The sequence below is a fragment of the Bacillus pretiosus genome, from assembly GCF_051294775.1.
GTDB lineage: Bacteria > Bacillota > Bacilli > Bacillales > Bacillaceae_G > Bacillus_A > Bacillus_A wiedmannii.
In genome coordinates this window covers 48,394-74,109 of record NZ_JBPPHF010000003.1, presented here as the reverse complement: position 1 = coordinate 74,109, position 25,716 = coordinate 48,394, and the positions used below count along the sequence as shown (strand labels likewise).

The window sequence follows — 25,716 nt, the reverse complement described above, 5'->3', positions numbered from 1 at the left end:
GGAGAGGTTTCATTTGCATACCGTATGGAAAGGTGCACTTTCACTTGGACTATTAAATATAGGAATTAAACTATATAGCGCCGTAGAAGAAACCGATATAAAATTTTTAAGTCTCCATAAAGAATGCTTAACACCTATTAAATATAAAAAATTTGCTCCTGATTGTACGGATGAAGAAATTGATGATAAAAATATTGTAAAAGCCTATGAATATGCACCTCATAAATACATCATTATTGATGAAAAAGAATTAGCTGCGTTGCAAAAAGCTCACGAACCACGATCCATTCGTATTATATCTTTTATCCAAAATAACGAAATCGATTCTGTTCTTTATGACCGTTCTTATTTTATAGGCCCTATCCCAGGACATGAAAAATCATATTTATTATTAAAAGAAGCTCTTGAACGTACAAATAAACTTGGGCTTATTCATATTTCTATTAGAAAAAAACAACATTTAGCTATTATCCGTAACTTTGAAGATGGACTTATGTTACAAACCATCCACTACCCTAATGAAATTCGCGATATAACAAATACACCTAACTTACCAAGTAATGAAAATTACCCTATCCAAAAACAAGAACTCACCGCAGCAATTAATTTAATCCACCACCTTACAAATCCTTTTGAACAAGAAATGTATATAGATGAATATACAGAAGCCCTTACCGAATTAATCGAGAATAAAATTGAACAACAGGAAAAAACTGAAACAATCTCTCCAGCTCCGAACATCATTAATATTATGGAGACATTACAGGCAAGCATTGAACAAGCAAAAATAAAAAGAGAAAACAAAAAAGAACAAGAGGCCAAATGAAATTGACCTCTTGTTCTTTAAAGCGGATTACATTTCGGCATTTCGATTCCAGATGATTGAGCTAATTTTAATAAATAATAACATTCCTCTCTTGCCATATGATCTGCCATTCTAGCTGATAGTGCACTTAATACTTCATGCGATAACTCGAGCTCTTCCACTTCATGTAAAAAATGCGAAAATAATTTCAATTCAAGTGAAACATCTTTTGTAAACTTCTTTAATGCTGGAAAATGATGAAGCTCCGTTCGTAAATACCCAGTCATCTCAACTGCCTTTAAGTAAAATTGTTCAAAATGCTTCGTAAATTCTTCGCTTTTCTCTTTTAATCTTTTTTCAACAAGATCTAGCCCACCAGAAATAGAGCCCGCATGACCAGCCGCATCCGTTAACCAAACGAGATGATAATGCAATTCATGAAAAACAGGCGGAACTTCCCCTTTCTTCAAAAACTCTAAAACCGTTATATACTCTTCCACTTCGTTTACCATATGATTAATAAAAGTTGGTGTAAAATGAATAGTAATTTTCCCTTCCAACTGCTTCTGTATAATACTTAATTTAAACGTCCGAATTTCCTTAGCAGCTTGTTCTGCCTCTTTTGAGAATGCCATCAGATTCACATTCCGAACTTTATTTAACAGGTTCGTAAATGTTTCAACAAAGTAAGTAGCTTTTTTTATATCCTCTTTTTCCTTCGGAGCTAATGCATCAAGTAAAAATTGTGCATGATCAGTAAGTACCTTTAGCCAAAATTGATGCTCAAACAACGCACTTTCTTCATAATTTCTCTCCACTAAATCCCCTCCGTTTATTCATCCTTCTCTACCACTTGAAGTTTATATCCATCTGGGTCTTGTACTACAATACTTTTCTCACTTTTGTTTTCTGTATATGCAATTTTATAAAATACTAACCTCTTCTTTACATTCTCTATGTTAGAAATTGAAAACGTTAGAACATCAACTGAGTCCGTAACACTCTTCTCACGCCCGCCCAAGCTGCGATTCATAACAAAACTAATTCTCGTTGAATCGGTATCATACCAAACCCCTGTAATATCTAATTGCGGCCTCTCTGAACTAGGTGTTATTCCTAAAATCCCTTCGTAAAAATACAGAGTTTCCTTTAAGTTCTTTACTTCTAACACAATTAAATTCTTTACATTCTCCACATTCATTCCCCCTGTACTTATTACTTTTTTATATGTGTCATAAATGCTCATTATGTCTGAATACAATACGTAGTAATGAACATGTAAGGAGGTTTATTCGTGAATAAATATATGAGATCATTCGTGCCCTATCATAGTCCTCTCGACCCTTGTCCTCCTATCGGAAAAAAATATTATTCTACTCCTCCTAATTTATTTTTAGGCTTTCAACCGCCAAACTTACCACAATTCACGCCAAAAGAAGCGCTACAAAAAGGGACTTTATGGCCTATTTTTTATGACTATTATGAAAATCCTTATAAAAAAGGGCGGTGACTACTGACGTGACTCAATCGCTACCAGAAGAATACTATCAGCTTTTACTGGAGCTTCAAGAACTGGACTTTGTACTAGTTGAACTCACTCTTTATTTAGATACACATCCAGATGACACCGCTGCGATTAATCAATTTAATGATTTTTCCTATAAACGGCGAGTATTAAAACAAAAGATGGAAGAAAAATACGGGCCACTCCAACAGTTTGGAAACAGCTATTCCAATGCTCCTTGGGAATGGAGCAAAGGTCCTTGGCCATGGCAAATATAAAGGAGAGAAACTATGTGGATTTATGAAAAGAAATTACAATACCCAGTTAAAGTGGGAACTTGCAATCCAGCACTTGCAAAATTATTAATTGAGCAATATGGCGGTGCAGATGGCGAGCTAGCTGCTGCACTACGTTACTTAAATCAACGTTATACAATTCCTGATAAAGTCATTGGCCTACTTACTGATATTGGTACAGAAGAATTTGCTCACCTTGAAATGATTGCTACGATGGTTTATAAACTAACGAAAGATGCAACTCCTGAACAAATGAAAGCCGCTGGACTTGATCCTCATTATGTTGATCATGATAGTGCACTTCATTACCATAATGCTGCTGGTGTTCCCTTTACTGCAACCTATATACAGGCTAAAGGTGATCCAATTGCCGATCTATACGAGGATATCGCAGCTGAAGAAAAAGCACGTGCAACATATCAATGGCTAATTAATTTATCAGATGATCCAGATATAAATGACAGCCTACGCTTCTTACGTGAACGAGAAATTGTCCATTCACAACGTTTCCGAGAAGCAGTTGAAATTTTAAAAGAAGAACGTGATAAAAAAATATTTTTTTAAAACACGTATCCTAGTGATATGTGTTTTTTTACGTTAAAAGTTAAATCCTTCCTATTAAAGATATAAATAGTATATTTATTCGATTTAATGTATTATTTTTTAATATTTTCAAAATTCCCTATTGCTTTCTAGTCATCAGACCTTTAAAATAGTAACAGTTACTCGACAAATTATTTGAATTTTCGACAAAAATACTCATTAGGAGGATTTTCTTTATATGCGTACAACTTTAAAGCCAGCGCAAATACTTTCGATTAGTTTATTACTATTCGCAGTTTTCTTCGGTGCTGGTAATATGATTTTTCCGCCCCTTCTCGGTCTTTCTTCCGGAGAAAATATGTGGGTCTCCATTACAGGATTTATTATTACAGACGTCGGTTTATCTTTACTAGCTATCGTCGCTGTTGCCCTTGCCGGTGGTAGTTTTAACACTTTAGCAAGCCGTGTTCATCCAAAATTCGCAGCAATATTCGCTATCATTATTTATCTTTCAATCGGCCCACTATTTGTTATTCCACGAACTGGATCTGTATCTTACGAAATTGGGATTGCACCACTTTTCCCGGACCAATGGTACTCTATGTTAATCTTTAGTGCGATTTTCTTTACAATCGTTTACTTCTTATCATTAAATCCATCAAAATTAGTAGATCATATTGGAAAAATATTAACGCCAATTTTACTTGGAATTATTGCAATTATGGCAACAAAAGCGATTCTTTCACCAGGAACGTTTACAGAACCTATTGGTGACTATAAAGAAATTCCATTTTTCAAAGGATTTCTTGAAGGATTTTTAACGTTAGATGCAATCGGTGCTCTCGTATTATCAACAATTGTTGTAAATGCAATTCGCCAAAACGGTATACAAGAGAAGAAATCAATTGCGAAATATACAATTATTTGCGGAAGCATTGCAGCCTTATTCTTAACAATTGTTTATTTCTTACTTGGTTATATCGGCGCTTCAAACGGCAACTTAGGACAATTCGAGAACGGTGGTCAACTATTAGCTACTGTTATGTACCAATTCTTTGGGACAAGCGGTAATGTTTTATTAAGCATCGCCATTATTTTCGCTTGTTTAACGACAGCCATTGGTGTTGTAAGTGCATTCGCCAACTATTTTGCAACAGTATTAACAAACGTTTCTTACAAAAAGCTCGTACTATACGTTTGTATTTTTAGCTTCGTGATTTCAAACTTAGGATTAAGTTTATTAATCAAAATTACATTACCTGTATTAATTATTTTATATCCAATTACAATCATTTTAATTTTCGTATCATTTCTTGATAAATATACGAAACGTAAACCTTCTGTCTACATCGGAGCAATGATCGCAGCATTCATTATTAGCTGTATTCATGCACTGGATAATGTGGGAATGATACCAAGTTTTATCGCTAATATCGTACACACCATCCCTTTTTATAACTTAGGAATTGGTTGGATTATTCCAGCAATCGTTGGTGGTATAATCGGATACTATATTCCTCAAACAGAAGCTGAAGGTGAAGTTTCTACAAAATAAAAAAAAGAAGCAAGCATGAAACCCATGCTTGCTTCTTTTTTATTTTCTATCGCTACATACAATATTTGTGTACGAACGGACCGTTAACGTATAGTAACTAAAGTAAATGATTATATACACACCTATACTGCCTAGTAAAGGAAGGCTATATTCAAACATTCCTGTAAAGCCCATCAAACTTAAAAATGCAAAGAATGTATGACATATTGCCAGCAATAATGGTACTATGAATATCGCCCCCACTTGCTTTCTTACAGATTCTGTTGCTTCCTTTTTCGTTAGTCCAATTTTCTTTAACATTCCGTACGCTGGTCGCTCTGCCATCGCTTCTGTTATTTGTTTAAAGTATAAAATACAACCTGTTGCAAGAATAAAAACAATCCCTAAAAATACGCTAGCAAATAATAATACTGCACCATCTTGCAATTCAGATTGGCTCGCCTCTTCAAATGATTGGAATTTCACTTCTTTAGGAATGATTGTCCCTAGCTCTTTCGTTAGCTCTCTATTACCGTTTCCTTCAACGATAAATCCGCTAACTGTTGAAACATCCTTTCCTTGCTGCAACTTATTAAATAGCGAATCTCGAACAACAAGCCCCACTGGTGCAAGTTTCGCACTAACAACTGTTTCTTCGCGGTGATCAACGATTGTTAAACCACTCTTCATCCCTTCAAAGGACACATTACTTCCTTCAAGCGAATTCTTTTCGATGTTATATGATTTATATGGATCTAATAAAATAACTTCCTTTTCAGAACCGAGAATAACTTGTTTATTGCCTAACATAGAAGCTGATTTATTATAATCTGTCACTTTTATAACTTGTACATTACCATTACCTATTAAATACCCTGTTAATATTTGTTCTCCATCTATCTTCCCTTGCATAGACAGCATAGCTACAGACGTTTCATTTTTAATTGCTAACTCATGCTTTTGAATTTCTTCTCTAACTTTCTTATCTAATCCTTTTCCAGTTGTTACATATTCATAACTAACTGGATTCATTAATGCCGCTGTCTTCTGCGCTCCATAATACATACTAGAACTAATTCCAATCGTACATAATGTTACCGCACTTAATAAAGATAATAGCGCCAGCATCTTTACGTTCCCTTTTATTCTAAAGAACAATGAAGAAATCGATAAAATGTTCGTTCCATTCCAATATTTCGTTTTATCTCCCTTTATTTTATGGAGTGATTTCACTGTATATTGCTCAAATAGTAAAAACGTACCTTTTACAATACAACCAAAAATAAGTAGACCTGTAATGAAAATGGCCCCAAACCCAAAGATTTGTGTAAGTAGCGCAATGATATAACCTGTAATTAATAAAGCAATCGCTCGTTTTGCCTTCTCACTTGCATACGTAGGTGCCTCTTCTTTCTGATTTTCACCATATAGTAATTCAACTAAACGATGCTCATAAATTAACTTTTTACTTTTCCATGATGCAATAAAGAAAATTGCGCCTATCGTTATAAGAACTTCTACTATAGATAAAAATGAAATCGTAAATGTGAACGTAAACGCACTTCCCATTAGCTTCACAAGAAGCCCTGCGCACATATTCGCTATAAATAAACCAGCAAGAATACCTAACACACTTGCCGCACCACCAACTAATAACGTTTCATAAAAGAGTAACTTCGCAATTTCTTCTTTACGGATACCTAATAAACTGTATAGCGCAATTTCTTTTTTCTTCTTTCGCAAAAAGAAGCTATTACAATAAAAAATAAATATCGTTAAAAAGATAATTAACAATATTTGTGCAAACGTAAATGTCGTTTCCACTTTATCCGACTCTTTTAAAAGAGCTACTACACTTTCATTTCGTTTAATCGATACGAATGTAAAATAAATAATAATGCTGCCTACTAATGAAATAAAGTATAGAAAATAATCTTTCATATTTCGTTTTATGCTACGTTTTGATACTTCTAAAAAATCCATCGTACACCTTCACCCGCTCTCGCATTTCTCTATACATGAAGTGTATACGAAATTGTATTTCTCCCCTATCGATTTTCATTACATCTCTCTTACGATATTGTAATATAGCAAAATAAAAGAACCTAGTTTCCTAGGTTCTTCACATCGTATGTTTAAAAGTAAATAACTCTTCTTTTGACTGCACAGCAGATTGTTCCTCTTCTATAGCGTCCTTCTTTATCTCTCCTCCTAACCTTACTTTCATCATCGCCTCTTCTATACTTTTTACAATCATATTTCCTGAAAAAATAGTAAGTCCAAAAAATGTAATGGGAACGAGCGGGATCCACGGATTCACTGTTAATGATCTAAAATAGACTCCAATTAAACCTGACCATAAAAAATCACTAGGTTATGATCCTAGTGATTCTTTATGCGCATGCCCTTCTCTTTTCGCAAACGGCATATACAAAATAAAACATCCAATAAGCGCAGCTATTTCTAATGAAATAATATAGTAAGGGTGTGGCCCTAACATATCGAGTAATGAAGCAGTTTCTGGCTTACGAGCTAAAAACATATAATTGCCACCTGTTTTGTAATTCACAAAAGAAACGATTGGAATTATTATGTTTAAAAATATCATCGTACGCTTAATTGATTGCAAGGTCGGTCTATATCCTTCTACCCACGTCATAAAGAGTGGTGCCCAAATGAGTAATACATGCGCAACGAAGAATTCTATAAAGCGAAAATGCGGAAAAGCATATTGCACGTTCGGCGTTAAAATAGCTTGTGATGCACCGATAATCCCTGTAAAAAATACAATCTCATATATGCGGTAACTTTTCGTTACAATCATAATCGATGCTAACAATAAACTAATCGTACATAGCTCAAATGGTAATGAAGTGCCTAGTTCAAAAATCCCCGCTTTCCATTCCCACATATGGAGCCCAATTTCACTCCCAACAAATAAAAATGCAATCGCATATCGAACCGTTATATTCCACTCACTTTGCCGTAATATATCTTGGTATTGATACAGAAAAAATATCCCCACCAACATAATAAATAATATAAGGACGTGTTGCCTTGAGTATGGAATAAATGGTTTTAATGGATGCGCACTAAAATAAGCTTCCATCTTACCTCCTCCTCTCTTTCATACAATATTATTGTAAGAAAGAAACGACGAGTCAATTCATTTGCTTACACTAGGACAAGCTCTACCTTACATTTACATATTCATACCTTACAAAACTGTAAGGTTATTGTAAGCTAAAACGATTTGTCAGATTCTTCACCTCTTCTATACTGAATGTAGATACTAAAACGAACGAAAAGGTGATAAATAAATGAAGAAGAAAAATAAAGTGTTAATTACTAGTGTAGTAGCAATCGGTATTGCAGCTGGATCATATTTTGCATTTGCTGGCGGTAGTTCAGAAGTAGCAATGGCATATAGCGGATATAAAGTAACAGAAAAACAAATTGAAAACGCGCAAAAATTTGGCGGTGAAGTCATTCCAAACGGCATCGAAACAATTTCATTTGATCCAACAAAAGGTACGTATGAATTAGCTGTTAAAAAAGGCGATGAAGTTAAGAAAGGGCAACTCCTTTTTAAATATAATGACCCTACTGCGAAACAAGGTGTAACGGAAGCAGAAATGCAAAAGAAAATCGCACAAAAAGAAGTAACATTGTTCCAAAAACAAATTGATACAGCGAAACAAAAATTACAAAAAGATAAAAATGCAGGCCTTCCTGCTGAAGCATTAAAAGCATCAGAAATCGAAGTACAACAATTAGAATCACAAATTGAAATGAAAAAGTTTGAAGTTGAAAAATCTGATGAAATGATTAAAGCAGCAAAAGAGAAAGTAAATACACTTTCTGTAACGAGCCCTACTGATGGCGTAATTGATGATATCGTAAAAACTGCTGATGAAAAAACAGGTATGAGCGGCATTACACTTCGCCATGCTGGGCCATTTAAAGTAAAAGGTCAACTTTCTGAATATGAGCTTGCTAGTATGAAAGTCGGGCAAGAAGTAACTGTTTCCTCAAAAACTGTCGCTGGTAAGACTTGGACAGGAAAAGTAACAGAAATCGGTTCTACACCATTAAAGAGCATGGATGAAAACAAAACAGTTTCTAACTATCAATTCACTGTCACATTAGATAATAGTGAAGAATTACAAAACGGCTTCCACGTTTACGTAACAAGTAAATCTGGCGAAGCAACTGGTACGATTGTTCCGAAAAGCAGCATCGTGAAAAAAGGTGACAAAAATATTGTCTTCGTTGTAAAAGACGGTAAAGCGAAAGAACAAGCTGTTACTGTTGAATTCGAGACTGATAGCGAAGCAAAAGTTTCTGGAGTGAAAAAAGGAGAGCAAATTATCTCTAAACCTGAAAAAGACTTAAAAGATGGTATGGAGGTCGTCGCCCGATGATTAACTTAAAAGGCATCACGAAATCTTTCCAAAATGGTGCAGAATCCGTTCAAATATTACACGGCATTGACGTAACACTGAACCAGGGAGAATTCACTTCTATTATGGGACCATCTGGTTCTGGTAAATCAACATTAATGAACATTATCGGCTGCTTAGATAAACCAACGACAGGTGCGTATGAACTAGCTGGTCAAAATATTTCAAACATGTCTGAGACAGAACTTGCACGCGTTCGTAATAAAGAGATTGGGTTCGTATTCCAAAACTTCATGTTATTACCGAGACTTACAGCACTTCAAAATGTAGAGCTACCTCTTATTTACGCTGGAGTCGATAAAAAAGAAAGACGCGAGCGCTCATTAGCCGCTTTAACAAAAGTAGGTTTAGCTGATCGTGCTACTCACCTACCGAACGAATTATCAGGTGGACAAAAACAGCGTGTCGCAGTCGCCCGTGCAATCGTAAATAATCCAAAGTTCATTTTAGCCGATGAACCGACAGGAGCACTTGATACGAAAACAAGTACACAAATTATGGATCTCTTTTACGAATTAAACAAACAAGGCTCAACAATCATTATGATTACCCATGATCGTGAAATTGGGGAAGCTGCAGCAAGGCAAATTGTAATTCGTGACGGAAATATCGTCCAAGATTGGAGAGGTTAATTTTGAACACGAGTGAAAATATACGCATGGCCCTTTCCTCTATCTTTGCCCACAAAATGCGTTCCATCTTAACGATGCTAGGAATTATTATCGGTATTAGTGCCATTATTACTATCATTTCAATGGGTGATGGTACAAATGCAAAGTTTAAAGAAGAATTAGGCCAAGGAAAAGATAATGAAATAACGATTTACTACAACAACCCTGATTATGGAACAGATAGTGCCAAAATCACACCTGATATGCTAAACCGTCTTCAAACTGTGCCAGGCGTTAAAGATGTTTATCCAGATGTAAGTATGAAAGTAAAAGCATCTGCTGGTTCAAAAGATGTCTCTCTTGATTTAAAAGGTGGAACAGGTGCCTTTATGACAGATTCGAAAATAAAATTAGTTCACGGTCGTGAATTAAACGACAGCGAATTAAACCAAGCAATCCCTGCTGTTATATTAAATGAAGAAGCTTTCAACAAATTATTTAGTAGTGGTTGGGAATCAAATCAATACACAGATATAAAAGGAAAGCCGTATAAAATAGTCGGTGTATACGAAACGAAAAGCGAATTTGGAATGCCTATGCCTGAAGGTTATACATCACTTGAAAACGCGCCTGTCATTTCAGGAGTAAATGAGTATGACTCTGTCAGATTAACAATGACCTCTCCGACAGAACGTAAAAGTGTAGAAAAACAAGCCGTTTCTGTTTTAAATGAAATGAAAGCTCCTAAATTTGAGCACAAATTCGAAGCACAAGACTTAGGTGAATTTACGAAGCAATTAGACGAATCTATCGGTATGATGAAAATGGTATTCGGTGGTATTGCCGCTATCTCCTTACTTGTTGGCGGTATCGGTGTAATGAACATCATGCTTGTATCTGTAACAGAACGTACACGTGAAATTGGTATTCGTAAAGCACTTGGTGCAACGCGTGGTAAAGTATTAACACAATTCTTAATTGAATCTTGTATTTTAACAGGACTCGGTGGTTTCATCGGATTCATGCTCGGTATCTTCTTCGCTTGGATCGTCTCCATCTTTGCCGGATGGCCACTTGTTGTCTCAAAAGAACTTGGACTTCTTGCAGTAGGTATCTCCATGTTAATCGGTATTATATTCGGTCTACTACCAGCTAACAAAGCTGCAAAACTTGATCCAATTGAATGTTTACGATATGAATAAACAAAAACGTAGGAATTTACACTCCTACGTTTTTTTATTTATCCCGCTTTAATGGGCAGTAAGACCCCCACTGATTAAAGTTTCACTTTATCTATTAAATCGTGTTTCTTCTATTATATATGTTTCACGTTTTACATACCTTTAACTATTTCAAAGTACTAAAGCTATTATAGAATCCTATTATTGCAAAAATAATATGTGACAGACTAAAATCAAGGCGTAATTTTTTCCATACCTCGACTTATTTTGTAACAATTATGGCGATATTTTATCGATTTTCACCTCATTTATATTTCTCTACAACTAAAATAGTTATTTTTACATAACTACTTTCCTGTTCCAATAGAAAAAAATGCCGTTTTTGTAATGATTTCGAAATGATTACGTAACACTACAGAAACGTTATTAACCTATTAGAAATTGAAATACTCCTCTTTTTATGTATTGTATGCTCTAACCTCCCCTATAAACTATAAGAAAGCGCTTTTAGGATATTACTGGAATTATTACAGAATATTAATGACCCGTTACGAAACCTTTGTAATTTTATGTTTTCCGCAAATAAGAAAATAATGGTTGCTATAATGAGGTCAACGAAAACAAATGCAATGGAGGCTATTATGAAAAAATTTATGGGTATAGCAACAGCAGCGGTTTTTGGTCTTGGGATTTTCACAACATCTGCTAAAGCAGAAACAATCGTAACGACTGATGTACTAAATGTACGAGAAAACCCAACTACTGAATCAAAAGTTGTAGGAAAATTATTAGATGGATATAAAGTTAACGTTTTACATACAGAAAACGGATGGTCAAAAGTGAAATTAAACAGCGGTAAAGAAGCTTTCATTAGCGCTGACTATACTAAAGACACTTACTACGTAACAGCAAACGTATTAAACGTACGTGCTGGTGCAAACACAGACTCAGAAATTCTTGGTAAATTGAAACAAGATGATGTAATTGAAACAACACACCAAGTACAAAACGACTGGATCCAATTTGAATATAACGGCAAAACAGCTTATGTTCATGTTCCTTACTTAACAGGTAAAGCACCAGTTAAAGTTCAACCAGTAGTTAAAGCTGAAAAAACAACTAAAGTTCAAGATACAGCTAAAGCAGTGGAAGCAACTAAAGCTCGTGAAGTAGCTGAAACGCAAGCTAAAGCTAAGGCGGAGGAAGCAACTAAAGCTCGTGAAGCAGCTGAAGCTCAAGCAGAAGCTAAGGCTCAAGAGGCAGCTAAAGCTCGTGAAGCAGCTAAAGCCGGGGCAGAAGCTAAAGCTCAGGCAGCAGCTGAAGCTCAAGCAGAAGCTAAGGCTCAAGAAGCAGCTAAAGCTCGTGAAGCAGCTAAAGCTCAAGAAGCAGCTGAAGCTCAAGCAGAAGCTAAGGCTCAAGAAGCAGCTAAAGCTCGTGAAGCAGCTAAGGCTCAAGAAGCAGCTGAAGCTCGTGAAGCGGCTAAGGCTCAAGAAGCAGCTGAAGCTCGTGAAGCGGCTAAAGCTCAAGAGGCAGCTAAAGCTCGTGAAGCGGCTAAAGCTCAAAAACCTGCTACACAACAACCTGTTGCAAAAGAAACTGAAACAAGTGCACCATCATCTTCTCGTGAACTACGCGTTGTAGCAACAGCTTACACAGCAGATCCACTTGAAAATGGTTATAAAGCAGGCGACCAAGTAAAATCAGCTTTAGGTCACAACTTAACAGCTAACCCAAACATGAAACTAATTGCAGTTGATCCAAGTGTCATTCCATTAGGTTCAAAAGTATGGGTTGAAGGTTACGGAGTAGCAATCGCTGGTGATACTGGTGGAGCCATTAAAGGAAATAAAATCGACGTTTTAATGCCTGATAAAGGTACATCTAGTAACTGGGGACGTAAAACAGTTACAGTTAAAGTATTAAACTAGTTCGTATAAAAAGAGTCAGTCTCATTGAGGCTGACTCTTTTTTTGATTCTCACATTCTAACTTTCTCTTGAAACTTTCACTCTGACATAAATAAGTTCCCTCGGTTTTTATATACTTTATCAAACGCCTTTAAAACTTCTTCATGATTAACAAACTTAGGTAAAAAACGAAGAGCGATGACAATCTCCTTCTCTCCCGTCCAAATTAAATCTATCTCTTTGCATTCTATATAATTTCACAAAAAAAAGAGGATGCCATAGCATCCTCTCCTGCCCTTCCCTATTCCACACAAGTAAACTGCGTCCAAGCTCCTACATAATCTAGTAAGAATAACTCTTCTTCTGCAATTGTACCGACAATATTTTTCCGTTCATCTATCGGCATTTCTTTTAGAATGATTTGTAGTTCACCTTTATACTTACCAAACGAGTTGTTACCAATTACAACTTGCCCTCTTTCCTGTAATACACTTTCGCGCACTGGGAAGTCATAGTCTTTGTACTTTTTACGCACTTCTGTAGAACGTACCATATATTCTGTTATGTCACCGCGCCTTACATGTAATTCTTGCAGCGTGGCTCTCTTTTCTACTTCAGTCGCTTCGTCTACAAAGTGTACTTTCAGCTGTAACATGTAACGATTTAAGTTTCCTAGTTTCTCTAACTCTTCTTCACTCGCGTAAGCATTTCCAATAATAACGTCATCAATAAGCCCTGTCGCCCATAAATGTTTCGCTTGTACTTCAATCGGTAAGTTACGATGCTCTTCTAACGTACATAATCCGTCATTAATATCCCATGGACCGATGTTAGCTGCATGTGACGTAATAAACGCTGCCGTGCGAATGCCATGCTTTTTAAAGCGTTCACTACAGCGAATGAAATAATCATACGGAAGACCAGTGAATTTTTGCGGATAAAAGTTATGACAGCCAATTAAAGCTGGTTTATTCGCCTGATGCGAAAGGATATTCTCTAAGTATGCAATATCGTTACTTACGTTTAGTTCAATTTTTAAGCCGTACGGATTATTCGTCATTTTTGCTTCTGTTAATCCGTCAAAACCTAAATCTAAACGAATACCGTCTGCACCTAACTCTGCAAAGAATGATAGATCACTATAGCTAATACTAAGTTGATCGAATACTGCCGGAGCTACATCTAAAATAACTTCCATATTGTTATCTTTTGCATGATTAATAATTTCTTTAAATTCAGCTACAATTTCTTCTTTTGGACGATTCACAGATAATAGACATGTGAATATTCTTGAAAAACCGTGGCGTGCCGCTGCCGAAATGTATGCCATATCTTGTTCTTTCGTTGAATGCTCTGGATAAAGTGAAATTCCTAATTTACGCTCCATGCTTTTGCATCTCCTTCACACGTTGTATTAATGCCATGCTCGTAAATCTATATTTTGCAGATAAACATGTTGCACATAAAATCGTTGGTACAATAATTACGTACGGTGATTGTAAGCTTAGCATTACATATGCACCCATTGAACTACCGATAAATACAATTGATACGAGTAGTAACACTAATAAAGATTTACTTTGTACCCATTTTGAATAATGTGCAATAAACTGCCCCGCTACAAATGTAATTAAGATGATAATTGCTCCGAGCATTCTGTTTTCTCCTCTCCTGCTAATTGTTGTTTCTCATACATTTTGAAGAATGGATAGTAAATAACGAATGAGATAACAAAGTTAATAAGTACAAGTACACCAGCCATAATTGTCCAGTCCGTACTAATAATCGCTGCAATTGGTGCTAACATCGTAAATGGCAGTTTCGCCATCATGAGCGGAATCATGCCTGAAACAACTGCGAAATATGATACTGTCGTTGTAACTAACGGTGTTATAACGAATGGAATAATTAAGATTGGGTTCATTACAATTGGTGCCCCGAAAATAATCGGTTCGTTAATATTGAATAAACCTGGCACGAATGATAATCTACCTAACTCTTTTAGGAATTTAGATTTAGAGAACATAAACATAATAACTAAAGCTAAAGTTGAGCCTGATCCACCGATCCATACGAACCATTGAATAAATTGCTCTGTAAATAAGTTTGGTAATTGATGTGCATTTCCTGTAGCTGTGAATACTTCCATATTTTCAAGAATTGCTGAATCCCACATCGGACGAATGATTGGTCCTAAAATCGCTGGGCCATGTATACCGAATGACCAGAAGAACACGATTAAGAATACTGTTAATAAACCGCCGAATAAATTATTTCCTACTAATACTGATTTTAGTGGTGCGATTAAATATGTGATTGTTGTATTCACATCGAATTTTAAACCGTAACGAATACCCCAGAATAAAAGAATAACGACTAAAGTTGGAATTAATGCTGCAAACGAGTTTGCAACTGCTGGTGGTACACTATCTGGTAATTTAATCGAGATATTATGCTTAATCATAAAGTGATAAATTTCTACTGCAATTAATGCTGTAACAATTGCGCCGAATAAAGACGTTGCACTTAATGTTCCTACTGAAATGTATCTTCCTGCATCAATAACACCTGGTACAGCTTTCGTAATTTGAATTGGTTCAACTGATGCTAGTAAAAAGGCGAGTACAGATAACAACCCTGCACTTAACTGATTGAGCTGATAAAAGTTTGCGAGTGAAGCTCCTACCCCAAATGCTGCGTATAACGCCATTAAACCTACTGTAAACCGGAATGGAATATCTAAAATATGGCGAAATGGTGCAATCCATTCCATATACGCATCAATTGGTAAATTTAAAAAGATAACGAAAAATGATCCGACAATCGTTAACGGCAATGTAGAAATAACTCCGTTTCGAATTGCTAATAAATGTCGTTGTCCTGCAATCTTTTGCGTTGTTGGCATAATCTTTTGTTCCATAAAACTCATAAAACCATTCATCAATACCCCTCCTCTTTCTCTTTACTACGTAAGGACAAAAAGTTATAACATTATAATGTTTATATTTAAAAAAATATATTTATGCTAAAACTAATTGTTCTGCTTGTTTCAGTACTTTTAAACCGTCACACATGCCATAATCTCTTTGTTCTATTATTGCAACCGGTATATCGTATGATTTCGCAAGAAACTGTACCGCTGGAAACAAATACTTCACCTGTGGCCCGATTAAAACAACATCAGCATTTTTTATTTCCAGTTTTACAAGTTCTGAATCAACTGCTTTAATTTTATAATCCTTCCCTTGTTTCATTGCCTCTTCTTGCATTTTTCTTACGACCATACTCGTTGACATGCCTGCTGCACAACATAATAAAATGTACATCTTATACTGTCACTTTCTCTTCTACTCGTTTATGAAGAGTGATAAATTCTTCAGCAAGTTCTTTCACTGTAATTGCATTCATTAAATGATCTTGTGCATGCACTAACAGTAAACTGATTTCTGCATGATTTCCTCTTGCTTCTTCTTGAATTAAGTCTGTTTGAATGCGATGAGCTGCTGAAATCTCTTCACTAGCAAGTGTCATCTTTTCACTCGCATTCTCAAAATCTCCTTGTCTTGCAAAAGCAATTGCTTCAAGCGCCGCGCTTCTCGCATTGCCACCATGTAAAATTAACGCAAATGGAGTTTGCATATCAGTCATTTTAAATTCCCCCAAGCTATCTTTTTTCTATATTGTTATCTTATTATGAAAACGCATACAATTAAACATAAAAAACTTCCGTTGTGTAACGGAAGTTTTTATATACTTTTTCAAAACGATAGTAAAATCTCTTGAAATTCTTCAATCATTCCAGCCTGAGTTAATTTTTCTATCGTATGCTGACTAGACATAATATCATATAAAAAATCATAAAGCTTTTGTAAATCTTCATTATTATTGCGCTTTACACTAAATAAAATAATAACTTGTACTTTCTTATCTCCCCAGTCAACCGCTTTATTAAGTGTACAAAACAGCAAAAATGTTTTCTCACTTAATAACTGCATCGGATGTGGAATTGCAACTAAATTCCCAACGGCTGTAGGAGATGTATTCTCTCTTTCCATAACAGAATCATAAAAGTTTTCTGGTACATAGTTTTTCTCAGCGGCTTTCTCACATAAAAATTGGATAACCTCTTCTTTCGTAGAAGCGCTATGATTTAAAAAGATCAAATCTTCCTTTATATACTGCTGTACACTAGTATTCACATGCGTAAACAACTGCTGACCGATGGACTTAATTTCTTTATCATCAAATATTGAGTTCACTTTTATAACTGGAACAGGCAAACCACTCGGTATATGAATCGTACTAATAATACAATCTATTTTATCTTTATAAAGGTCTTCCACTTTCAATTGATAATAACCTGTAATCCCTACAATCTCTAATTTATCTCGGAACTGTGATAAAATTTTATATTTCAATAGCTGGGCGCTTCCTTGACCAGTCGCACAAACTAGTAAACATCTTTTCTTTTGATTCTGTTCCTGTAAACGACTCATCGCTCCGCCAAAGTGAATCGCAATATAACCAATTTCACTTTCCGGAATCGATTCTCCCGTATATTCACCAATTATATCTCCTACGAGAACCGCAATTTCAAAAGCATACGGATAATTCTTTTTCACTTCTGCCAATAGAGGATTTCTCGTATTTAACTTATACTTCAAACGGTTTAATAACGTTTTTAAATGAACACCAAAACCAAATAATAATTCTTCATCATAATAAAAAATAAGATTCCGTTCTTCCGCTACTTTAAAAAGAATATGTTGCATAAATGCATATAGATCTTTCCCTAATAGTTCTTCCACATTTTCATAACGATCTCTCGCTGTAACAGCAGTACTCAATAAATGCATCGTCACATATAAAACTTCTTCTTCTGGAAATGAAAGATGCAACTCTTTCTCTAAATCTCCTACAATCTGTTTCGCAATTGTATATTCTTTCTTTATGATAAGTTCTGATTGCTCTGCATTCAGTCCTTTCATATAATGTTGATCTTCACAACGCCTTATTGCAATTGCAATATGAATGACTAAATTATCAATTTCTATATCTGATAAATATATCGTTCCTCCCTCGATATACTTTAATATAACCGAACGGATAAGCGGTATATGAGGTAACGATAAATATGTATCCCTCTGCTCAAATTGCTCATGAAACGGAGTATGATCATAGCGCGGTAAACCATATTGTGATAAACAAGACCGAATATGAAACTCCTCTCCCACAATACGTATACCATAATACGGTCTCTTTTCAATTTGTAATTGATAGCGACCACATATATCTGTCACATCTTTCATAATTAAATTTACAGTCGATTTACTTACATAAATCTCCTCTGCTAACTGTGAAAGCTTCACATACCCCTCTGTCGTTACAATACGTTGCAGAATGTACGCTATCCTTTCTTCATAAGAAGTTGGGATCTTTTCCGTCTGTTTTTGAAATAGACTCAAGCAAAACTCTTCAAACTTCTTCGTTTGTATAATTTCTAGTTCGTATCCAGTTCCTCTTTGCGATTCAATTTTCGCCCCGTTTTCTTCCAATATATCATTTAATAATTTTATATCTTTTTGAATCGTCTTCGTTGATACATGTAAACGGCTCGCTAAAAAAGCTCGATTTAACATCGACTTCTCTTCTAAAAACTCCTCTAAAATAGAAATTAATCGCTGATGCACTTTTGTCATAGCTCTTCCTCTCACAATATATATATAAAAAGGAAAAAGCTGCTGAGGTCAGTAGTTTTTTCCTTTTTCATTTTATCTATTTCTTTAATGTAAATCCGAATTTATCCCATGCTTGTAAATAATCTAATAAGAAAATTTCTTCTTCTACAATTCGGCCAACTACATTTGTTTTTCCTGTGTTCACCATATCTTTTAACGCAATTTGTAATTCACCTTTATATTGACCATACTGTTCATTATCAATTAAAAGATCACCGCGTTTAATTCCGCGTGTATTATGCGGTTTGAACTCTTCTTTCTTATATTTCACACGACTTTGTGTCGAGCGAATCATATATTCAGATACATCTCCGCGGTAAAAATGAGGCTCGTCTAATACGATAATTTTTTCTAGTTCTGTTGTTGTATCATATAATCCTATATCAAATGTTTGTTTCTCTTTATTTAATGCACCTAGTGCTTGTAATTCTTCTTCTGATGCATACGCGTTCGCAATAATAACATCATCAATTAATTCTGTCGCAAATAAATGCTTCGCTTGTGTTGTCATCGGTAATTCACGATGCTGCTCTAACGTACATAACCCTTCTGTTACTGGCCAAGGTCCGTATGTTGCATCAAATGATGATATAAACGCAGCCGTTCTCATACCGTAATCTTTAAATTGTTTCGAGCATTTAATGAAATGATCGTATGATAATCCTGAATAACGATGCGGATAAAAATTATGGCAACCAATTAAATTTTCACGATTTGGTCTATGGCTCATAATGTTATCTACATATTTCGTACCGTTACTCATATTAATTTCAATTTTTAAGCCGTATGGATTGTAAGTCATAATCGATTCTTCTAAACCAGAGAAACCGACATCTAAACGAATGCCGTACGCTCCTAACTCATGGAAGAAAGATAAATCATTATATGAAATACCTAATTGTGTAAAAACAGACGGACTAATATCAACTAATACTTGGAACCCTAATGCATTTGCATGAGAGATGGTTTCTTTAAACTCTTCTATAATTTTCTCTTTTTCTCCATCTACAGACAATAAGCATGTGAATACACGATTAAATCCGTATTTACTTGCTAATGTTAAATATTCCTTATCTTTCTCTACTGTTGAATGTTCTGGATAAATAGAAATACCTAATCGTCTCATATGTACACGCCTCTTTCTTCATTGTTTTGTAAACCTTTTCAAATATATGTAGTGAAAAAGTATATTTCCCCTTCTCATTCACTACTTTTTGAATCCGCTTTCTTTAAAGAAAAAACAATTTCTATCATTCATAACAACTACAAGTCTATACATCTATACTTTACAACTTTTTTTCATAGTTGTGTAGCTTTTACACAAATTTGTCAGTTTTTCCACCGCAAAAATTGTTATACGTTTTCAAGGCACCTTCCTTGACTGTTACATTGACCAATACATATACTCGAAAGAAAAGAGAAAATTTTATATAGGGGATGAATATATGGGAGAAGCAATACTCGTAAAACGAGAATCGTTATGGACGAAAGAGTTTGTCGCTTTAATTTTTGCAAACTTATGTATGTTTTTAGGGTTTCAAATGTTAATTCCTACTTTACCTGTTTATGTGAAAGAAATTGGCGGCACAAGTTCTAATATCGGATTTGTTGTAGGCATGTTTACCGTGGCGGCACTTTTTGTTCGACCACTGACTGGAAACGCCTTGCAAAAATTCAACAAAAAAATCATTTTAATGATCGGTACTGCTATTTGTTTACTCGCTATGGGTAGTTATCTTTTCGCTTCAACCGTCTTCCTATTGCTTGCCGTTCGAATTTTACACGGAGCTGGCTTTGGTATTACAACGACTACATATGGAACTGTCGTTTCAGATTTAATTCCGCAAGCTCGTCGTGGCGAAGGCATGGGATATTTCGGTCTTTCTGGAACGATTGCAATGGCGCTCGGTCCACTTATCGGACTTTGGCTCATGCAAACATATAACTTCACGATTCTTTTTTTATGTGCACTTTCATGTACAATTGTTTCATTAATATTAACGAAACTACTTCAAATCAAAAAATCGCCGCAACCACCACAGCAAACATCTGGTACTTTTCTGGATGGATTTATTGAGCGCAAAGCTTTACTTCCTTCATTATTAATATTATGTATTACATTAATGTACGGCGGAATCGGGAGCTTTATTACATTATTTGCTACGGAAGTCGGAATTGCTGATATAAGCCTCTTCTTCTTATTTAATGCACTTGCAATCGCTGTCACTCGTCCGTTTTCTGGAAAGTTATACGATGCGAAAGGTCATGCATTCGTTATTATTCCAGGGGTTATCATTACGTTTACAGGTATTATTTTATTGTCGTATACAACTACAATTCCGAGTTTAATTATTGCAGCAGCATGCTACGGAAGTGGTTTTGGAGCGATTCAACCTGCACTACAAGCATGGATGATCGACCGAGTAGCACCACACCGACGAGGAGTCGCAACAGCTACATTCTTCTCAGCATTTGACCTCGGCATTGGCGCTGGCGCAATTATATTTGGATTCATTGCACACTTTACCAACTATGCAACTGTATATCGATATTCCTCTCTATTACTTATCGCTTTTCTTTTCATTTACATCACAAGCTTACGGAAGCAAAAACAAGGGGATAAAACAAAAGAAAAAGCCGTTGGGTAATGCTAATGGGTTCTTTTTCGAAGTACTTGGACCAAAAAATCATGTATACACATTTGTAAAAAGCAGTGGATTCCTAAAAAATCACACTGCTTTTTGCATTGTATTGAAGAGTGAACCGCTGTTCTATTTATTCATGTTGTTCGTATGATATTAACATATAGAACGAATTGGAGGAAATATTAATGAAAGCAATAGTATATACAGAATACGGTCTCCCCGACGTTCTTCAACTGAAAGAGATAGAAAAACCTGCTCCTAAGGACAATGAAATACTAGTAAAAATAAAAGCGACAACCGTAACAGCAGGAGATATTCGCTCACGAAGTTTTATGGTTCCCTCTTCTGTTTGGCTACCCGCTCGAATCGCACTTGGCTTTAAGCAACCGAAAAAACAAATACTTGGAATAGAATTGGCTGGTGAAGTTGAATCAGTAGGAAAAGACGTCACACGATTTAAAAAAGGAGACCAAGTTTTTGCAGCTACCCAAGTAAATTTTGGTTCTTATGCTGAGTATATTTGTCTACCTGAAGTTGGAGCAGTGTGCATGAAGCCCTCCAATATATCCTATGAAGAAGCCGCAGCCATCCCAATTGGAGCACGTACAGCTTTGTTTTTCCTTAGGAAAGCTAACGTTCAAAGCGGTCAAAACATTCTTATTTACGGAGCTTCTGGAAGTGTCGGAAGTTATGCAGTACAAATTTCCAAGTATTTCGGCGCAACAGTTACAGGTGTGTGCAGTAGCTCCAATTTAGAATTGGTCAAATCTCTAGGAGCTGACGAAGTAATTGATTACACCACAAAAAATTTTTCTACTACAGACGAAACTTATGATGTTATCTTTGAAGCGGTAAACAGGAGCTCCTTTTCAGAGTGTATTAAAATGTTAAAGAAAGATGGTACCTATATAAATATTGTTGAACCGTTACCAAGTGCTCAAATGTTCTGGACTAAATTGACAAGTCGCGTGAAACTCATATTAAGTCAAAACGCACCTGAAACTTCCGAAGCATTAAATTTCCTTAAAGAACTTGTTGAGGACGGTAAAATAAAAGTGGTCATTGATAGGCAATACACTTTTGAGGAAATTATTGAAGCTCACATATATGTTGAAAAAGGACATAAGAGGGGAAATGTCGTCATAACTATGGAGCATAATGACGATTCTAAATAAAAGAAAAAACCCTTTGCATAATTGTTAAAATGCAAGGCACCGAAAGTTTTTAACATAAAAAGGCAGAGCAAATTCATATGCGAATTGCTCTTTTTTATTGTTGCGAGCCTCTCAAAAGAAAACAGTTTAAAATAATTTAATCGTTTTTTACTTTCATTAAATAAATCCATTTCAAACCTCCCCCGTTTCCCTACATATTTTTCTAACTTTAATCAAAAAATATGCAAAGAACCATCATCATAACAAAATAAAATTCCAATCCGCACACCCAATTGGGTAGTTTCCCTTCACCTATTTTTACTATCAATAAATAGTGTGACAAATGTGACTTCTTTACAAACAGATTAGATATATCATCTAAAAAACCAATTAAATCCAGGTGTTTCTTTAAAGGTTTGTAAACTTTTTATCACTTTGTAAATTTAGTGTAAATTTTACTGATAAATCGTTTACAGTGCCTCAAGGTTTAGTTAATAATTACATCGTACATGAAATTTAAGGAGTGGAATGCGTGGAATACAATATTCAAGATATGATCTTCCAGTTCATTGGTGGATTAGGTATTTTCTTATTCGGTATTAAATACATGGGCGATGGACTGCAACAAGCAGCTGGAGATCGTCTTCGCGATATTTTAGATCGCTTTACAACAAACCCACTGATGGGTGTACTAGCAGGTATGTTAGTTACTGTATTAATCCAATCAAGTTCAGGAACAACCGCTTTAACAGTCGGACTTGTAAGTGCCGGATTTATGACATTAAGACAAGCAATCGGTGTTATAATGGGTGCAAACATCGGAACGACAGTTACTGCATTTATTATCGGAATTAAAATCGGAGAATACGCACTTCCAATTATGGCAGTTGGAGCTATCTTACTATTCTTCTTTAAAAATAAAAAAGTACATTCTTTCGGACAAGTTATATTCGGTTTTGGTATGTTATTCTTCGGTTTAGAATTAATGAGCACAGGTATGAAGCCTCTTCGCTCTTTAGAATCATTCCAAGAATTAATGATTAGCATGAGTGATAATCCAATTTTAGGTATTGTGGTTGGTACAGTTTTCACTTTAATTGTACAAAGTTCAAGCGCAACAATCGGTATTTTACAAGAACTATTCGGTCAAGGCGCAATCGATTTAAAAGCTTCGCTTCCTGTATTGTTCGGTGATAACATCGGTACAACAATTACAGCTGTATTAGCTGCAATCGGTACTTCAATTGCCGCAAGACGTGCTGCATTAGTTCACGTTATCTTTAATATCGTTGGTACAATCATCTTTACGATTTTATTAGTACCTTTTACAAGTTTAATTCAGTATTTCCAAACGTCATTAAACTTAAATCCAGAAATGACAATTGCATTTGCACACGGAACGTTTAACGTAACGAATACAATCATTCAGTTCCCATTCATTGCAGTATTAGCCTGGATTGTAACAAAAATCATCCGTGGTGAAGATTCATCTATTAACTTCAAACCGCAACATTTAAATCCAATCTTTATTGAACAATCTCCAGCCATTGCTTTAACAGAAGCTCAAAAAGAAATTATCCGTATGGCTGAGTTTTCATTAGATGGACTAAAAGAAGCAAATCAATTTTTAAACACACAAGATAAAAAACATGCTGATATGGCTACTCAATTAGAAGGAGCTATTAACAATTTAGATAAAAAAATTATCGAGTATTTAGTCTTACTATCAGAAAAACCACTTTCACCAACAGACTCCGAAAAGCATTCAGTTCTAGCAGGTGTCGTTGGAGATATTGAACGTGTCGGTGATCATGTAGAAAACCTTGTAGAACTTGTAGATTTCCAAATTTCAAACCGTGTTTCACTATCAGACGAAGCACTAGCTGAACTAAATGAAATGCTTGAGTTAACAATTTCAACATTACAAGATGCAATCAATGCTTTAACTAACTTCGACACTGAACTAGCTCAAACGGTTATTGCAAAAGAACGTAAAATTGACCAAATGGAACGTGTTCTTCGTAAACGTCACGTATTACGCCTAAACGAACGTAGCTGTTCAGGTGATGCAAGTATCATCTACGTTGATATGGTAAGCAACTTAGAACGTATCGGTGATCACGCTGTAAATATTGCTGATGGTGTTTTAGGTGAACAAGGTAAAGTCAATTTAAAACAATCATTATAATAAGAAAGAGACGCTAATGTAAGCGTCTCTTTTCTTATTTCATATTTACAACAGTTCTTCCTTTTAACTTTCCTTGCAATATAAGTGTAAACTTTTCATCTAACTCTTCTAATGTACATTCTTCTGTATAAGATAGTAGCTCTTTATTTTCCCATTCACTTGCTAAAAGCGTCCACACATCTCTTCTCACATCCACTGGGCATTGCACAGAATCGATTCCTAAAAGGCTTATGCCTCGCAAAATAAACGGATATACCGTTGTTTGCAATTCTTGTCCTGCCACATTACCGCACGTCGTTACACAACCACCATACTTTACCGTTTTTAAAGCGGTTTCTAGCGTATGTCCACCTACAGTATCGATAACCCCGGCGTATATCCCTTTTAACATTGGTCTTCCTGATTCATCATTCAACTCCGTACGATGAATCACTTGTTTCGCTCCCAGACGTAGTAGCATCTCTTCCTCTTCCATTTTCCCTGTCGCTCCTACTACGTTAAATCCTAGCTTACTTAAAATACTAACAGCTACACTCCCTACGCCGCCTGTGGCACCCGTTACTAAAACATCTCCCATACTAGGCGTTATGCCTGCTCCAATAAGCTTATATACTGATAAAGCAGCTGTAAAACCTGCTGTCCCGTACATCATACTTTCCTTTAATGACATTCCCTCTGGTAAAGGGGTGATCCAAGATGCTGGCACGCGAATATATTCTCCGAAACCACCAGAAGTATTCATACCTAAATCATATCCCGTTACAATAACTTGGTCTCCTACCTTAATGGTTTCATCTGCACTACTCACAACCACTCCTGCTGCATCAATCCCTGGCGTATGAGGATATGTTCTCGTAACACCTTTATTACCCGTGGCTGAAAGAGCATCTTTATAATTTAATGAAGAATAATGAACCTGTATTAATACGTCTCCCTCAGGTAAACTACTTACTTCTCTCTCTACAACGTTTCTTACAAACTGCTTACTTTCTGTTTCGTTCACAACGATTGCTCGGAATGATGTATGATTCATTATGCTCTCTCCTTTATCCGTAAATTTCTTCTTTATTATATAGAAGAAAGAAGTAAACCTACTCATTTCTTCTTGGCTATATTTCAACAAATCTTACTTCTCTATCACTTTCTCA

At 35.6% G+C, this 25,716-nt stretch carries 24 protein-coding genes and 2 pseudogenes; 12 read left to right on the top strand and 14 right to left on the bottom strand.

Annotation, left to right across the window (positions count from 1 at the left end; all coding sequences use genetic code 11):
- Positions 1 to 13: 13 nt before the first annotated feature.
- Positions 14 to 826 (top strand): non-homologous end joining protein Ku, encoded by an 813-nt coding sequence (ku, locus tag ACSG5Z_RS16940; RefSeq protein ID WP_435711799.1) that lies wholly within the window; start codon positions 14 to 16, stop codon positions 824 to 826.
- A 17-nt stretch (positions 827 to 843) separates the two neighbouring features.
- On the opposite strand, the gene ACSG5Z_RS16935 is transcribed toward ku, so the two are convergent.
- A complete protein-coding gene (locus ACSG5Z_RS16935) occupies positions 844 to 1,623 on the bottom strand; it encodes a DUF2935 domain-containing protein (RefSeq protein WP_435711798.1) in 780 nt (259 codons plus the stop codon).
- Positions 1,624 to 1,637: 14 nt separating this feature from the next.
- Positions 1,638 to 2,051 carry a VOC family protein gene (locus tag ACSG5Z_RS16930; RefSeq protein WP_097891327.1) on the bottom strand — a complete coding sequence of 138 codons (414 nt, stop codon included), beginning with the start codon at positions 2,049 to 2,051 and terminating at the stop codon, positions 1,638 to 1,640.
- Positions 2,052 to 2,099: 48 nt separating this feature from the next.
- Here ACSG5Z_RS16930 and ACSG5Z_RS16925 point away from each other — a divergent pair, with 48 nt between their 5' ends.
- From ACSG5Z_RS16925 to brnQ2, 4 genes are all read left to right on the top strand, one after another.
- Complete coding sequence (locus ACSG5Z_RS16925; protein WP_046957262.1) at positions 2,100 to 2,315, top strand: spore coat associated protein CotJA; 216 nt, start codon at positions 2,100 to 2,102, stop codon at positions 2,313 to 2,315.
- Between the two features lie 8 nt (positions 2,316 to 2,323).
- The gene (locus tag ACSG5Z_RS16920; protein WP_000194492.1) at positions 2,324 to 2,587 is read left to right on the top strand and encodes a spore coat protein CotJB; all 264 of its coding nucleotides are present in this window, start codon (positions 2,324 to 2,326) and stop codon (positions 2,585 to 2,587) included.
- Between the two features lie 12 nt (positions 2,588 to 2,599).
- On the top strand, positions 2,600 to 3,169 hold the full coding sequence (gene cotJC, locus ACSG5Z_RS16915) for a spore coat protein CotJC (RefSeq protein ID WP_000265275.1): 570 nt from the start codon (positions 2,600 to 2,602) through the stop codon (positions 3,167 to 3,169).
- A 217-nt stretch (positions 3,170 to 3,386) separates the two neighbouring features.
- Positions 3,387 to 4,703 (top strand): branched-chain amino acid transport system II carrier protein BrnQ2, encoded by a 1,317-nt coding sequence (gene brnQ2, locus ACSG5Z_RS16910; protein WP_435711797.1) that lies wholly within the window; start codon positions 3,387 to 3,389, stop codon positions 4,701 to 4,703.
- A 39-nt stretch (positions 4,704 to 4,742) separates the two neighbouring features.
- Here the strand turns inward: brnQ2 and ACSG5Z_RS16905 are convergent, their stop codons facing one another.
- From ACSG5Z_RS16905 to ACSG5Z_RS16895, 3 genes and pseudogenes are all read right to left on the bottom strand, one after another.
- The gene (locus ACSG5Z_RS16905) at positions 4,743 to 6,665 is read right to left on the bottom strand and encodes an FtsX-like permease family protein (protein WP_435711796.1); all 1,923 of its coding nucleotides are present in this window, start codon (positions 6,663 to 6,665) and stop codon (positions 4,743 to 4,745) included.
- A 139-nt stretch (positions 6,666 to 6,804) separates the two neighbouring features.
- Positions 6,805 to 7,041 (bottom strand): annotated as a pseudogene (locus tag ACSG5Z_RS16900) (peptide ABC transporter permease); the annotation flags it as partial.
- A gap of 15 nt (positions 7,042 to 7,056) precedes the next feature.
- Positions 7,057 to 7,791: a YwaF family protein gene (locus ACSG5Z_RS16895; protein WP_088093047.1), complete on the bottom strand. Its 735-nt coding sequence runs from the start codon at positions 7,789 to 7,791 to the stop codon at positions 7,057 to 7,059.
- 211 nt (positions 7,792 to 8,002) lie between these two features.
- Between ACSG5Z_RS16895 and ACSG5Z_RS16890 the strand changes: the two genes are divergently transcribed.
- The 4 genes from ACSG5Z_RS16890 (at position 8,003) to entC (ending at position 12,865) form a co-directional block, all read left to right on the top strand.
- A complete protein-coding gene (locus ACSG5Z_RS16890; protein ID WP_097891335.1) occupies positions 8,003 to 9,106 on the top strand; it encodes an efflux RND transporter periplasmic adaptor subunit in 1,104 nt (367 codons plus the stop codon).
- Positions 9,103 to 9,777, top strand: coding sequence for an ABC transporter ATP-binding protein (locus tag ACSG5Z_RS16885; RefSeq protein ID WP_000609098.1), 675 nt, complete (start codon positions 9,103 to 9,105; stop codon positions 9,775 to 9,777). The genes ACSG5Z_RS16890 and ACSG5Z_RS16885 overlap by 4 nt, the downstream gene beginning before the upstream one ends.
- 26 nt (positions 9,778 to 9,803) lie before the next feature.
- Positions 9,804 to 10,958 carry an ABC transporter permease gene (locus tag ACSG5Z_RS16880; RefSeq protein ID WP_435712022.1) on the top strand — a complete coding sequence of 385 codons (1,155 nt, stop codon included), beginning with the start codon at positions 9,804 to 9,806 and terminating at the stop codon, positions 10,956 to 10,958.
- 497 nt (positions 10,959 to 11,455) lie between these two features.
- Complete coding sequence (entC, locus tag ACSG5Z_RS16875) at positions 11,456 to 12,865, top strand: cell wall-binding protein EntC (protein ID WP_431145158.1); 1,410 nt, start codon at positions 11,456 to 11,458, stop codon at positions 12,863 to 12,865.
- Positions 12,866 to 12,941: 76 nt separating this feature from the next.
- On the opposite strand, the pseudogene ACSG5Z_RS16870 reads toward entC, so the two are convergent.
- The 8 genes and pseudogenes from ACSG5Z_RS16870 to ACSG5Z_RS16835 all read right to left on the bottom strand — a co-directional run.
- A pseudogene (locus ACSG5Z_RS16870) lies at positions 12,942 to 13,064 on the bottom strand (HEAT repeat domain-containing protein); the annotation flags it as partial.
- 80 nt (positions 13,065 to 13,144) lie between these two features.
- Positions 13,145 to 14,230, bottom strand: coding sequence for a DUF871 domain-containing protein (locus ACSG5Z_RS16865; protein WP_087985792.1), 1,086 nt, complete (start codon positions 14,228 to 14,230; stop codon positions 13,145 to 13,147).
- Positions 14,220 to 14,498 carry a hypothetical protein gene (locus ACSG5Z_RS16860; RefSeq protein ID WP_087985793.1) on the bottom strand — a complete coding sequence of 93 codons (279 nt, stop codon included), beginning with the start codon at positions 14,496 to 14,498 and terminating at the stop codon, positions 14,220 to 14,222. The genes ACSG5Z_RS16865 and ACSG5Z_RS16860 overlap by 11 nt, the downstream gene beginning before the upstream one ends.
- Entirely contained in the window at positions 14,474 to 15,784 is a 1,311-nt protein-coding gene (locus tag ACSG5Z_RS16855; RefSeq protein ID WP_002063903.1) for a PTS sugar transporter subunit IIC, read from the bottom strand. Before ACSG5Z_RS16855 ends, ACSG5Z_RS16860 begins: the two co-directional genes overlap by 25 nt.
- A 79-nt stretch (positions 15,785 to 15,863) precedes the next feature.
- Entirely contained in the window at positions 15,864 to 16,169 is a 306-nt protein-coding gene (locus ACSG5Z_RS16850; RefSeq protein ID WP_000275649.1) for a PTS sugar transporter subunit IIB, read from the bottom strand.
- Between the two features lies 1 nt (position 16,170).
- Positions 16,171 to 16,491, bottom strand: a complete 321-nt coding sequence (locus ACSG5Z_RS16845; protein ID WP_000131328.1) for a PTS lactose/cellobiose transporter subunit IIA — start codon at positions 16,489 to 16,491, stop codon at positions 16,171 to 16,173.
- A gap of 110 nt (positions 16,492 to 16,601) precedes the next feature.
- Positions 16,602 to 18,542 carry a BglG family transcription antiterminator gene (locus tag ACSG5Z_RS16840; protein WP_098649138.1) on the bottom strand — a complete coding sequence of 647 codons (1,941 nt, stop codon included), beginning with the start codon at positions 18,540 to 18,542 and terminating at the stop codon, positions 16,602 to 16,604.
- Positions 18,543 to 18,618: 76 nt separating this feature from the next.
- On the bottom strand, positions 18,619 to 19,707 hold the full coding sequence (locus ACSG5Z_RS16835) for a DUF871 domain-containing protein (protein ID WP_087985797.1): 1,089 nt from the start codon (positions 19,705 to 19,707) through the stop codon (positions 18,619 to 18,621).
- Positions 19,708 to 20,026: 319 nt separating this feature from the next.
- Here ACSG5Z_RS16835 and ACSG5Z_RS16830 point away from each other — a divergent pair, with 319 nt between their 5' ends.
- From ACSG5Z_RS16830 to ACSG5Z_RS16820, 3 genes are all read left to right on the top strand, one after another.
- Complete coding sequence (locus ACSG5Z_RS16830; protein WP_097891344.1) at positions 20,027 to 21,229, top strand: MFS transporter; 1,203 nt, start codon at positions 20,027 to 20,029, stop codon at positions 21,227 to 21,229.
- Positions 21,230 to 21,411: 182 nt separating this feature from the next.
- Positions 21,412 to 22,401: an NAD(P)-dependent alcohol dehydrogenase gene (locus ACSG5Z_RS16825; RefSeq protein WP_435711795.1), complete on the top strand. Its 990-nt coding sequence runs from the start codon at positions 21,412 to 21,414 to the stop codon at positions 22,399 to 22,401.
- 511 nt (positions 22,402 to 22,912) lie between these two features.
- Positions 22,913 to 24,568, top strand: coding sequence for a Na/Pi cotransporter family protein (locus tag ACSG5Z_RS16820; protein WP_087985801.1), 1,656 nt, complete (start codon positions 22,913 to 22,915; stop codon positions 24,566 to 24,568).
- Positions 24,569 to 24,602: 34 nt separating this feature from the next.
- Here ACSG5Z_RS16820 and ACSG5Z_RS16815 read toward each other — a convergent pair whose 3' ends face one another.
- Positions 24,603 to 25,601: a YhdH/YhfP family quinone oxidoreductase gene (locus tag ACSG5Z_RS16815; protein ID WP_087985802.1), complete on the bottom strand. Its 999-nt coding sequence runs from the start codon at positions 25,599 to 25,601 to the stop codon at positions 24,603 to 24,605.
- Positions 25,602 to 25,716 lie beyond the last annotated feature (115 nt).

Bases quoted from the DNA above. Each gene is read 5' to 3' on its own strand.
- cotJC (WP_000265275.1), top strand. From the start codon at position 2,600: ATGTGGATTTATGAAAAGAAATTACAATACCCAGTTAAAGTGGGAACT.
- brnQ2 (WP_435711797.1), top strand. From the start codon at position 3,387: ATGCGTACAACTTTAAAGCCAGCGCAAATACTTTCGATTAGTTTATTA.
- ACSG5Z_RS16815 (WP_087985802.1), bottom strand. From the start codon at position 25,601: ATGAATCATACATCATTCCGAGCAATCGTTGTGAACGAAACAGAAAGT.
- ACSG5Z_RS16880 (WP_435712022.1), top strand. From the start codon at position 9,804: ATGGCCCTTTCCTCTATCTTTGCCCACAAAATGCGTTCCATCTTAACG.
- ACSG5Z_RS16885 (WP_000609098.1), top strand. From the start codon at position 9,103: ATGATTAACTTAAAAGGCATCACGAAATCTTTCCAAAATGGTGCAGAA.
- ACSG5Z_RS16905 (WP_435711796.1), bottom strand. From the start codon at position 6,665: ATGGATTTTTTAGAAGTATCAAAACGTAGCATAAAACGAAATATGAAA.
- ACSG5Z_RS16890 (WP_097891335.1), top strand. From the start codon at position 8,003: ATGAAGAAGAAAAATAAAGTGTTAATTACTAGTGTAGTAGCAATCGGT.
- ACSG5Z_RS16845 (WP_000131328.1), bottom strand. From the start codon at position 16,491: ATGACTGATATGCAAACTCCATTTGCGTTAATTTTACATGGTGGCAAT.
- ACSG5Z_RS16835 (WP_087985797.1), bottom strand. From the start codon at position 19,707: ATGAGACGATTAGGTATTTCTATTTATCCAGAACATTCAACAGTAGAG.
- ACSG5Z_RS16895 (WP_088093047.1), bottom strand. From the start codon at position 7,791: ATGGAAGCTTATTTTAGTGCGCATCCATTAAAACCATTTATTCCATAC.
- ACSG5Z_RS16930 (WP_097891327.1), bottom strand. From the start codon at position 2,051: ATGAGCATTTATGACACATATAAAAAAGTAATAAGTACAGGGGGAATG.
- ACSG5Z_RS16850 (WP_000275649.1), bottom strand. From the start codon at position 16,169: ATGTACATTTTATTATGTTGTGCAGCAGGCATGTCAACGAGTATGGTC.
- ACSG5Z_RS16865 (WP_087985792.1), bottom strand. From the start codon at position 14,230: ATGGAGCGTAAATTAGGAATTTCACTTTATCCAGAGCATTCAACGAAA.
- ACSG5Z_RS16825 (WP_435711795.1), top strand. From the start codon at position 21,412: ATGAAAGCAATAGTATATACAGAATACGGTCTCCCCGACGTTCTTCAA.
- ACSG5Z_RS16840 (WP_098649138.1), bottom strand. From the start codon at position 18,542: ATGACAAAAGTGCATCAGCGATTAATTTCTATTTTAGAGGAGTTTTTA.
- ACSG5Z_RS16860 (WP_087985793.1), bottom strand. From the start codon at position 14,498: ATGCTCGGAGCAATTATCATCTTAATTACATTTGTAGCGGGGCAGTTT.
- ACSG5Z_RS16855 (WP_002063903.1), bottom strand. From the start codon at position 15,784: ATGAATGGTTTTATGAGTTTTATGGAACAAAAGATTATGCCAACAACG.
- ACSG5Z_RS16830 (WP_097891344.1), top strand. From the start codon at position 20,027: ATGGGAGAAGCAATACTCGTAAAACGAGAATCGTTATGGACGAAAGAG.